Annotated in this window: 7 protein-coding genes; 5 read left to right on the top strand and 2 right to left on the bottom strand. The window is 68.8% G+C overall.

The genetic code is table 11. The features are described 5' to 3' along the window. A partial coding sequence (locus BM436_RS15225; protein ID WP_143133150.1) for an integrase core domain-containing protein occupies positions 1-369 on the top strand: 369 nt, incomplete at its 5' end. A gap of 107 nt (positions 370-476) precedes the next feature. Further along, positions 477-1,211 (top strand): hypothetical protein, encoded by a 735-nt coding sequence (locus BM436_RS15220; protein WP_143133148.1) that lies wholly within the window; start codon positions 477-479, stop codon positions 1,209-1,211. Between the two features lie 12 nt (positions 1,212-1,223). Here the strand turns inward: BM436_RS15220 and BM436_RS15215 are convergent, their stop codons facing one another. After that, positions 1,224-3,236: a DUF4214 domain-containing protein gene (locus BM436_RS15215; RefSeq protein WP_093556370.1), complete on the bottom strand. Its 2,013-nt coding sequence runs from the start codon at positions 3,234-3,236 to the stop codon at positions 1,224-1,226. Positions 3,237-3,397: 161 nt separating this feature from the next. Between BM436_RS15215 and BM436_RS15210 the strand changes: the two genes are divergently transcribed. Beyond that, positions 3,398-6,613: a DUF748 domain-containing protein gene (locus BM436_RS15210; protein ID WP_093556369.1), complete on the top strand. Its 3,216-nt coding sequence runs from the start codon at positions 3,398-3,400 to the stop codon at positions 6,611-6,613. 16 nt (positions 6,614-6,629) lie between these two features. Here the strand turns inward: BM436_RS15210 and BM436_RS15205 are convergent, their stop codons facing one another. Then, the gene (locus BM436_RS15205; protein ID WP_093556368.1) at positions 6,630-8,255 is read right to left on the bottom strand and encodes a cytochrome C; all 1,626 of its coding nucleotides are present in this window, start codon (positions 8,253-8,255) and stop codon (positions 6,630-6,632) included. 133 nt (positions 8,256-8,388) lie between these two features. On the opposite strand from BM436_RS15205, the gene BM436_RS15200 reads away from it, so the two are divergent. Both BM436_RS15200 and BM436_RS15195 read left to right on the top strand, forming a co-directional pair. Beyond that, complete coding sequence (locus BM436_RS15200; RefSeq protein WP_093556367.1) at positions 8,389-9,924, top strand: ATP-binding protein; 1,536 nt, start codon at positions 8,389-8,391, stop codon at positions 9,922-9,924. Then, positions 9,900-10,586: a response regulator gene (locus tag BM436_RS15195; protein ID WP_093556366.1), complete on the top strand. Its 687-nt coding sequence runs from the start codon at positions 9,900-9,902 to the stop codon at positions 10,584-10,586. The genes BM436_RS15200 and BM436_RS15195 overlap by 25 nt, the downstream gene beginning before the upstream one ends. Positions 10,587-10,605: the final 19 nt, after the last annotated feature.

Genomic DNA, 10,605 nt, shown 5'->3' with positions numbered 1-10,605 from the left:
CGCTTCGCGGCCAAGGACAAGAAGCCCAGCGGCCAGCACGCCTTCGACAAGGCCTGCGCGGCCATCGCTGTCGAGCACCGCCTGGCGCCGCCGCGTCATCCACAAACCAATGGCATGGTGGAGCGGTTTAATGGCCGGATTAACGAACTGCTGCGGCAGACTCGTTTCGATAGCAGGGCCGATCTGGAGACGACTTTGCTGAACTACCTCAAGCTCTACAACCACCATATTCCACAACGCGCCATCGGCACCAGGACACCGATCCAAGCGCTCAAGGAATGGCAGCGGCAGAAGCCCGAATTATTCGTTAAACGTGTTTATGATCAAACGGGACTCGACAGCTACCGTCTGGTAACATCGCGTCCTTGAGCGATCACGGACTGTCCAGCGTGGCGGTCCTGGCCCACACATCCCATCCATTTCCCCGATCAGGTACCGCGATGCGCTTTCCCACAATGTTTTCCGCAGCCGTCTTCATGGTTGCATTGCTGGCCGGCGCCGGTGCGCAGGCGCAAACGGCGCCACGTGCTTACGCGGTGATGTCCCTGGCCGGCAATACGCTGGCCTTGCATGCCAAACGCGAGCAGGTAGGCACCCGCACCGAGAGCGCACCCATCCAGGTGCTCGCGTTGGAGGACCAGATATTGGACGAGGCCGCCATTTTGGCCGCCCGCGCCGTGCTCCTGAAAGCGCTGCCCGGTGCCCAGCCCGTGCTGATGATGACGCAGGATAAGGGCCTGTATGGCGCGCAGAACGCCATGTTCGACCAGCCCGATGCTCACCAGGCCGATCGCGACTATTTGAAAAGCATGCTCGCCGCGCAGGGCGTCAGCCATCTGGTCCTGGTGAGCAAGTTCCGCGGCAATGCCGAGCTCAAGCTGGTTAATTCAACCGAGGGCGGCGGCGTGCTGGAGGGCATGGGCTTCTTCGTCGATGACACCATCGCGACCATCAACCTCAACACCCAGGATGGCTCGCGCGGCATGGTGGTGCCGTTTGTGTATGTGCGGGTGCGGTTGCTCGATGCGCGGACGCTGCAGGTCGTGCGCGAAGCCACCGCCAAGCGTACGCGCATACTCGCGCGTCCTTCGGTCGAGCCTTCGGGGATGGAATCGTTTGCCGCGATGACGGCGGTGGAGAAGGTTAAGCAGCTGAGTGTCTTGCTGCAGGTTGCGATGGACGAGACCTTGCCGCGTGTGTTGGCGCAGTAATCGCTCGGTGGATCACAAGGGGAAGTAGTAGTGGTAAGTGATGCTGTCGCCGATGATCTTGGCGACCGCCTCCACGTTCTCCTTGCTCTCGCTGAAGATCTTCAGCACCTCGGCGGCGGTGGCGCGCTTGGTGTCCAGCGCCTCCAGCCAGAAGGCGTAGCCGCCCGGTTCCGGCTCGCGGTGCAGCACGTTGTTGTACAGGCGTGTGACGAATTCCGCGTTGGTGGGCGCCGTGCCATACAGCTTGCCGAATTCCGCCGATTTGGTGAACTGCAGCGCCATGTCGGCCAGGCTGTAGCCGTTGTCCGCCTGGCCCAGCCAATAGTCGTAGCCCCCGTCGTCCGGCTTGCGGTCGAACGCGGCCTGGTACAGACGGTACACCTGGCCGGCGTTGCCGTCCACATCGTAGGCCTTGACGGTGGCGTCGAACGCGCCGCCGAAGCGCAAGCGCTCCACGCCGGTCACGATGTCGACGCCTTCACCGCCGCCCAGGTCCTCCACGCGGAACACGCCGTTGTCGCGCGTGATGCGGACGTTGCCGTATTGCGCGTTGAACGAGGCCGTGTCGATGCCGAGGCCGCCGTCCAGCTTGTCGTTGCCCGCGCCGCCGCTCAGGAAGTCGTTGTCCAGGCCGCCGATCAGCGTGTCGTCGCCCTTGTAGCCCCACAACATGTCGCGGCCACCGCCGCCGTCCAGCAGGTCGTCCTGGAAGCCGCCGCCCAGCCGGTCCGCGTCGTCGCCGAGGACGATGGTCTCGCCCTGGCTGGTGCCGGAGGGGTGGATGCCCTGGGCGAAGTTGTCGTTGGCGAGCGCCGACATCAGCGTGTTTTGCAACACGGCCGCGGTGCGGAAGCCGCCCGCGCCGGCCGGGCCGTCGATGTCGGCCTGCAGGTGCGTGTCGGCGCCGCTTTGCAGCAGCCGGAGCTGGCCCGTCAGGAACAGGTTCACCTCCAGCGACGGCGCCTCCGGCGGCCGGGGGAACAGCGTGAACGGGTCCAGGACGTCGCCGCCGGCGCCGGCCGCGAAGTCGGTGACGACGACCACCTTGTCCAGTTGCGGGGAAAACTTGTAGCGCTCGCGTCCGGCGCCGCCGCTGACGGTGACGTCGCTGTCGGTGCGGTTGACCTCGATGATGTCGTCGCCCGCGCCGGCGTCGATGACGGCGCTGCCGCCGTAAATCATGACGATGTCGCCGCCGTCGCCGCCGGACACGCGGTTCTGGCCGCCGCGGATCTCGAAGCCGTCGTAGCCGGCGCCGCCGTCGAGCACGTTGTTGCCGCCAAGCTCGACCATGTGGTCGCCGTCGCCGCCGCCGTCGATGACATCGTCGCCGTCGCCGCCCCACAGCCAGTCCCGGCCTTCGCCACCGCTCAGCTTGTCGTCGCCGGCGCCGCCGTCGAGATGGTCGCCGCCTGCGCCTCCTGTGAGCGTGTCGTTGCCGCCGGTGCCACGCAGGCTGTCGTCGCCGTCGCCGCCGGACAGCGTGTCCGCGTCCGGCGTGCCTTCCAGGATGTCGCCGCCGCTGGTGCCGTCGAGTTGCACGCCGTGGTTCCTGCCGTCCGGCCACAGGTTGCCGACGAAGTCCGCGCCGGTCAGGCTGGCCAGCGCGGTGTTCTTCAGCGTGAGGTGGGGCTTCAGGGTGCTGGCGCCGCCGGCCGCGCCGTCCGCGTCGAGCAGGATCACGGTGTCGGCGCCTTGCTGCTCGGCGCGCAGGTAGCCGTTGGCGCCGAAGGGATTGCCGTTCGGGGCGAGCCAGTTGATGCTGGAGAAATCGATCTTGTCCTTGCCGGGCTCGAAATCGGTGATGGTGTGGGACGCCGCCGTGTTCCGGGTGTAGAGGACGTAGCGGTCTTCACCCGCGCCGCCGGTCAGCACGACATCCACGCGGCTAACGTCGCTCTGGTAAAGCAGGAAGGTGTCGTTCCCGTTTCCGCCGGACGCCGTGAAGGTGCCCGGTTCGTCGGGGAGCCCGCTGATCTCGATGCGGTCGTCGCCGTCGGTGTACTCGGAGTTGGGCATGGGCATGGCACGTTCGAAAAATTAATATAATTTTAATTATATCGGGATATGTCCATAAAATCCGCAGCCATGAGGAACACTGTACGAGTAGAGCCGTCCGTATTACCCGTCCGTTGGCGGCTTGGGCGATAATCCCGGCTTACGACAACAAGAGTACGAGCGGTGAAATGAAAAAAGTGCCATTGAAACTGGCGGTGCCGGGCGCGATCGCCGGCTTGGCGCTGGCCTATTCCGGCATCGGCTTCCTCGCGGTGCCGGCCATCGTGAAATCCCAGGCGCAGCGCATGGCGCAGGAAAAGCTGCACCGCCAGCTCACCATCGAGAAGGTCGCGTTCAATCCGTTCACGCTGGCCATGTCCGTGCACGGCTTGAAGATGATGGAGCCGCGGGGCGGCGCGGTGTTCGCCAGCTTCGACACGCTGTCGGCGGACCTGTCGTGGCAGTCGCTGCGCAGGCTGGCGCCGGTGGTGGAGGAGGTGCGCCTGCTTGGACCCCACGTGCGTCTGGCGCGGCTGGACGACAACCGCTACAGCATCGACGATATCCTGGCGCTGCTGGCCAGCGAGCCGCCGTCGCCCGAGCCGGCGCGCTTCTCGGTCAACAACATCCAGCTGGAAGGCGGACGCTTCGCGTTCGACGACAAGCCGGCCGGCGCCTTGCACGAGGTGGAGGGGCTGACGCTCGGACTGCCGTTCATCTCGTCCATGCCGGCGGATGTGCAGGTGTTCGTCGAACCGCTGCTGCGGGCGAAGGTGAACGGCGCGCCGCTGCTGGTGAAGGGCAGGGCGCTACCGTACGCCGAGAACCGGGAATACTCGGTCTCGCTCGACCTGGACGACTTGAACCTGCCGCGGCTGCTGGGCTATCTGCCCTTCAAGCCGGCCTTCAAACTGGCCGGTTCGCGCCTGGACGCGCGCCTGACCGCGCAGTTCCGCCAACCCAAGGCGGGGGCTTCCTCGCTGCTGCTGGGCGGGGAGGCGAGCGTGAGGGACCTGGACCTGCGCCAGGTGGACGGCAAGCCGGTGCTGAAGTTCGCCGAGTTGTCGGCGAAGCTGGGCAAGCTGGATGTCTTCGCGCAGCGCTATGAGCTTGAGCGCGTGGCGCTGGACGGGATGGTGGCGGACGTGAACCGCGATAGCCAGGGACGCTTGAACCTGGATACGTTGGCGCAGTCCACGCCATCGGCGCGACCCGCGGCCACAGCCGCGGCCTCTCCGCCCGCCGCGGCGCCAACCGCCTCCGCCGCGCCGTATGTGTCGCTCAAGGAGCTCGCCGTCAGCAATGCCGCGCTGCGCTACGCGGACGCCACGCCGCAACAGTCCCTGCGCGCGGGGCTGGAGAAGTTCAACCTGTCCGTGCGCGAGGTGGTGGCGGACATCGGCAAGCGTTCCATCACGGTGGGCGAGGTGGCGTCCGACAGCGCCAAACTGGCGTTTCGGCAGGGCCGGCGCGAGGCCGCCGCGCCGGAGGACACGGCGAGCGCGAACGCGCCTTATCGCGTCAGCGTCGCGCGCCTGGCGCTGAAGGGCTGGTCGCTGGACGTGGAGGACGCGGGCAAGGAGCTGGCGTTCGCGGTCTCGCCATTGCAGCTGTCGGTGGACGGCTGGAGCAACGCGCCCGCGTCGCGCAGCAAGGTGGACCTGAAGGCCACGCTGAACAAGACCGGCCAGTTGTCCGCCAATGGCACACTAGCCCTCGCGCCGTTCGGCACCGACCTGGCGCTGGAGCTGAAGAACCTGGACCTGCTGCCGCTGCAGCCCTATGTCACCGACTATGTGAACCTGCGCGTGACACAGGGAGCGGTGTCGGCCAAGGGCAAGCTGCTGCTCGACGGAGCGGGCGACGCCATCAAGGGCGGCTACCAGGGCGACTTCAGCGTGAACCGCCTGGCCACCGTGGACAAGAACGGCGCCAGCGACTTCCTGAGCTGGAAGGCGCTGAGCTTCGGTGGTGTGGACATGCGCTTGCAGCCGTTCGCGCTGGACGTGGACAAGGTGGCGCTGTCGGACTTCTTCGCGCGCGTCATCATCGATCCGTCCGGCCGCATCAACGCGCAGGACGTGATGCGCACCGCCGCCAACGAGGACAGCAGCCTGACCGACGCCGGCACCCGGGCGCAGGCGCCCGGCGGCAAGCGCGGAGCCGATGGGCGTGCGCGCCCGTCGCGGCCAGCTCCCAAGGCGGCGCCCGCGCAACAGGCCGCCGCGCCCATGCCTCCCATCCGCATCGGCCAACTGGCGCTGTCGGGCGGGCGCGTGCGCTTCACGGACAACTTCATCCGCCCGAACTACACGGCCAACCTGAAGGAACTGGGCGGCACGGTGTCCGGCCTGTCGTCCGACCCCGCGCACCACGCCACGGTCGACCTGCGCGGCGCGGTGAACAGCGCGCCGCTGGCGATCGGCGGCCGCATCCATCCGCTCAAGCGCGACCTGTCGCTCGACCTGAAGGCCGAGGTGCGCGGCATGGAGTTGGCCGCGTTGTCCGCCTACGCCGACAAGTACGTCGGCTACGGCATCGAGAAGGGCAAGCTGTCCTTCGAGGTGGCGTACCGGCTGGAGGACCGCAAGCTGACGGCGGACAACCGCCTTATCCTGGACCAGCTCACCTTCGGCGCCGCGAGCACCAACCCGGAGGCCTCCAGGCTGCCGGTGCAAATGGCGGTGGCGCTGCTGAGCGACCGCAATGGCGTCATCGACATCAACGTGCCGGTCGGCGGCTCGCTGGACGATCCGAAGTTCTCAGTCGGCGGCATCGTGCTCACCATCATCGGCAACGCCGTCGTCAAGACGGTCACCGCGCCGTTCACCTTCATCGCCTCGTTGTTCGGCGGCGAGGAGTTGTCCACGCTGGACTTCGAGCATGGCGCGGCGGCCATTTCACCCGAGGGCGAGGCGCGGCTGGCCAAGCTGGCAAAGGCGCTCACCGAGCGCCCGGGACTGAAGCTGGACGTCGCGGGCGGTTTCGATCCCGCCGCCGATCTCGCCGCCCTGAAGCGCAACGCCGTTGAACGCAAGCTGCGCACGCAAAAGACCAGGGAGCTGCAGGCGCGCGGCGCCGAGGCGCCGGAGGGCGGCGTCACGGTGACGAAAGAGGAGCGGGCCGCGCTGCTGGCGCGCGTTTACGCCGCCGAGACCTTCGACAAGCCGCGCAATGCGCTGGGCTTGCGGAAAGGCCTGCCGCCCGAGGAGATGGAGGCGCTGCTGCTGGCCCACACGTCGGTGGATGAGGACGACCTGATCGCGCTGGGCAATCGCCGCTCGCAGGCCGCGAAGGATTGGCTGGCGAAGCAGGGGCGGGTGCCGGTGGAGCGCATCTTCGTGGTGGCGTCGCGTGCCGGCGGCAAGGAGGCCGCCAGCCGCGTGGAGTTCGCGCTGCGTTGAAGCGCGGCGCTTCCACCTACAGCGCTTTCAGGAAGGCCGTCAGGTCCGCCACTTCCTGCTGGGTGAGCCCGATCTGGAAGCGGCGGTCGTAGAAGCGCACCACGCCGGCCAGGTCGGCCTGCGAACCGTTGTGGAAGTAGGGCGCCCGCGCGCTCAGGCCGCGCAGCACCGGCACCTTCATCTTGCCAATGTCGCGCCAGCGGCCGGTAAGCATGGCCTGTCCCGGATCGGTGGTGTCCAGCGTCTCGCCGGTGGCGTTGTTGCGCAGCGTGTAGAGCGGCATGTCCGGCGTGCGGAAGCGCGCATCGGCCACGCCGATGTCGACCAGCAGCGGCACCGAATGGCTGCCCGCGTTCGGCGCGCTGTGGCAGCTGGCGCAGCTCACGCGCGCCGGCGCGCGCAGCGTGTCGGTGAAGCCGGCCACGCGGGTGAGGTTGAATGGACGGTTGTTGAACAGCGCCTCGCCGCGCGCGATCGACGCCCTCGCCACGTTTTGCGCGCTGGCCTGTGTCGCGGGCTGCGGACGTTGGCCGGGCGCGGGACGGGCGGGCGCGTCGAGGTTGCGCCAGGCGCCGAACATCGTCATCACGTTGCGCGTGAACGGCGCATTGCTGCGGTAATCGCCTGCCTCCAGATCGTTGATGCCGAAGTAGAAGGCGTTGCCGGACAAGGCCAGCGGGCCGCCCGTGGCGCCTGCGTCGAAGAGGCTGCCGGCCACGCCGCTGGTTTGCTGCGCCGTGAACAGGCCGCTCTCGAAATCGACGATGGCGCGCTGCGCCGCCGGGCTCAGTTCCCGCGCCGCCTCGGCGTGGCCGCGCACGGCGTCGCTGGCCTGGGCCAGCAGGCTGCTGTCCACGCTGGCGTAGCACAGCGCCGGCGCGGCGTTCGCCACGCAGTTGGCGCCGGCCGTTCCGGCGGTTGCGGTGGTGGTCTCGCGGCCGTCCCACATGACGGAGCTGATGAACTTCAGATTGGTGGAGGGCATGGGGCGGCGGAACAGAGACAGCTCGTTCGCGCTGGCGTGGCCGTAGGGATCGTTGACGCGGGCCAGCGTGAATTCGGCGTTGGCGGGCATGGCCAGGCCGACCCGGATCAGGCCCTTGGTCAACAGCATGCTGTAGGCCAGGCGCTTCTGGTCCAGCGTGCCGGTCGCGGCGGCGGGGGAGTTCGCCCCGTCGACCAGGCGGAAGATGGGATCGGCGCCCGCGCTCTGGTTGAAGCGTTGCAGCAGCCCTTGCGGCGTCACGCTCCATCCGGCGCTTTCGGCGTGGCAGGTGGCGCAGCTGCGGCCATTGCCCATGGGAGTGAAGAAGGGATTGCCGGTGTCGATGAAGCCCGCCGTGCTGACCGTGAGGGCCGCGCCATCAGGGTTGGGCTGGGCCACGGGCGCCGGTGGGGGCGGCGCGCCCAGGATGGCGCGGGCCGCCGGGACACCCGCCGCCGCCGCGCCCGCGGCGCCGCCCGCGGCGTCGATGGCGGCGAGGTCGGTGGCCGCCGCGGCGGATTCGCCGGCGGCGGGCGGCACGGCGCCGCCGAGCATTGCGGGCGTGGCGTTGCCTGCCTGCCCGCTGTCGCCGCCGCCGCATGCCGCCAGCAGGGCGGCTGGCAAGACCAGCGCGGCGAGACGTAAGGTGGGTCGCATGTTGTGCCTCCATGGTGGGTTCCGATGCAATCCAGCTTGGGCCGGGAATGTGTAGCAAAAATGGAGCGCGCAATATGTTGCGGCGGCGCGCCATTTGCACAATTGCTGCACATTCGGCGGGTATCATGGCGGGATGAACCCTCTTCAAGCCGCCGGTGTGCGTCTCACCATCGCCCGCAAGATCGCGCTGGCGGTGGGCGCCATCGTCATCCTGTGCATCGGCACGATGGCCTGGCTCACCAACGCCAACCTGCAGCGGGGCTTTGTCGCCTACCTGAACGACATGCAGGCGCAGGACCTGGAGCAGCTGAGCGGCCTGCTGGCGGAGCGCTACCAGCGCGAGGGCGGTTTCGAATGGCTGCGCCACAATCCGCGCGCACTGAAGGATGTGCTGGACCGGATGGCGCCGCAACTGAAGATGGAGGCGGACGCGCCGGAGCGTCCGCGCCCGCCGCCGCGGCGCGCCTACGGCGGCGGGGACGACCAGGGCGGCCGTCCCCGTCCCCCGCCGCCGCGCGGCCTGCAGGACCCGATGGCCTTCGCCGCGCGGCTGACCGTGAAGGACGAATACGGCCTGTCGCTGGTGGGACCGGACAATCCGCCGGCCGGCATCTCCCGCCCCATCATGGCGAACGGGGTGCGGGTGGGGTCGGTGCAGCTGCTGCTGTTGCGCCAGACCAGCGGCCAGAGCGCCACGGCGGCCAGCTTCCTGCGCTCGCAGACGCGCGACATCCTGTGGCTGGCCGGCGCGCTGCTGCTGGCGGCGGTGGCGCTGGCGGCGGGACTGGCGCGGCACCTGCTGCGGCCCGTGGTGGCGGTGCATGGCGTGACGGCGCGGCTGGCGCGCGGCGAGTTGTCCGCCCGGGCGCCGGTGCTGAGCCACGACGAACTGGGCGAGCTGGCGCTGCACGTCAACGGCATGGCGCAGGAGCTCGAGCGCAACGAGCAGCAGCGGCGCCAGATGCTGGCCGACGTGTCGCACGAGCTGCGCACGCCGCTGACGGTGATCAGGGGCGAACTGGAGGCGCTGCTGGACGGCATACGCCAGGCCACGCCGGCCGCGCTGGAATCGCTGCACGCGGAAGTGCTACGGCTGACCAAGCTGGTGGACGACCTGCACCAACTGGCGCTGGCCGACACCGGCGACCTGCATTGCGACATGCGCGAGCTGGAGCTGCAGTCCTTGCTGCTGCCGCTGCTGGAGCGCTACCGGCCGCGCGCGGCGGGGGCCGGCCTGTCCTTGCGCTGGCAGTTGGCGGAGAAGCCGGTGGCGACGCTCGGCGACGCCGGGCGGCTGGGACAGGTGGTGGTGAACCTGCTGGAGAACAGCGTGCGCTACACCGATACGGGCGGGCAACTGGTGCTGCGGCTGGCCGAACGCGATGGCCACGCCGAGCTGACATTGGACGACAGCGCGCCGGGCGTGCCGCCCGCGAGCCACGCGCGCCTGTTCGCGCGCCTGTACCGGGTGGACAAGGCGCGCACGCGCGAACGGGGCGGCAGCGGGCTGGGACTGGCCATCTGCAAGGCCCTGGTGGAAGCGCACGGCGGCGAGATCGTCGCGCAGCCGTCGGAACTGGGCGGCGTGCGCATCCGCGTGCGCCTGCCGCTGGCGACGAGGAACGAAGGAGCAATCGAGGAACGATGGAAAACGCAGCACACATACTGATCGTCGAGGACGATCCCAAGATCGCGGCCGTATTGGCCGATTACATGGCCGCCGCGGGCTACCGCGTCACCCGCGTCGCCGACGGCGCGCACGCCGTGGAAACGCTGCGCGCCGAACCGGCGGACCTGATGCTGCTGGACTTGAACCTGCCCGGCCTGGACGGGCTGGAGGTGTGCAAGCGGGCGCGCGGGTTCTCGCAGCTGCCCATCATCATGCTGACGGCGCGGGTGGACGAGATCGACCGCCTGCTGGGACTGGACGCGGGCGCGGACGACTACGTGTGCAAGCCCTTCAGCCCGCGCGAGGTGGTGGCGCGGGTGCGCGCCCAGCTGCGGCGCGCCTCCGGCATGCTGGCGCCGGCCTCGGCGCCGCTGTTCCAGGTGGACCGCGAGCGCATGCGCATCCTGCTGGCGGGCGCCGTGCTGACGCTGACGCCGGTGGAGTTCCGCCTGCTGGCGGAGCTGATCGAGCATCCGGACCGCGTGTACTCGCGCCAGCAACTGCTGGACGTGGCGCACGAGGACCAGCGCGACATCAGCGACCGCACCGTGGACTCGCACATCAAGAACATCCGCCGCAAGCTGGCCGCCAGGCCGGCGGCGGCGGATTGTTTGCAGTCGGTGTATGGCGTAGGCTACAGATTCGAATTGGCGTTCTGCTAAAATCGGACGACACACCACC

This window comes from Pseudoduganella namucuonensis (assembly GCF_900116645.1).
In the GTDB taxonomy this organism is placed as follows: Bacteria; Pseudomonadota; Gammaproteobacteria; order Burkholderiales; family Burkholderiaceae_D; genus Rugamonas; species Rugamonas namucuonensis.
The sequence above is the reverse complement of the archived record's forward strand: the minus strand, read 5'-3'. Positions and strand labels throughout refer to the sequence as shown.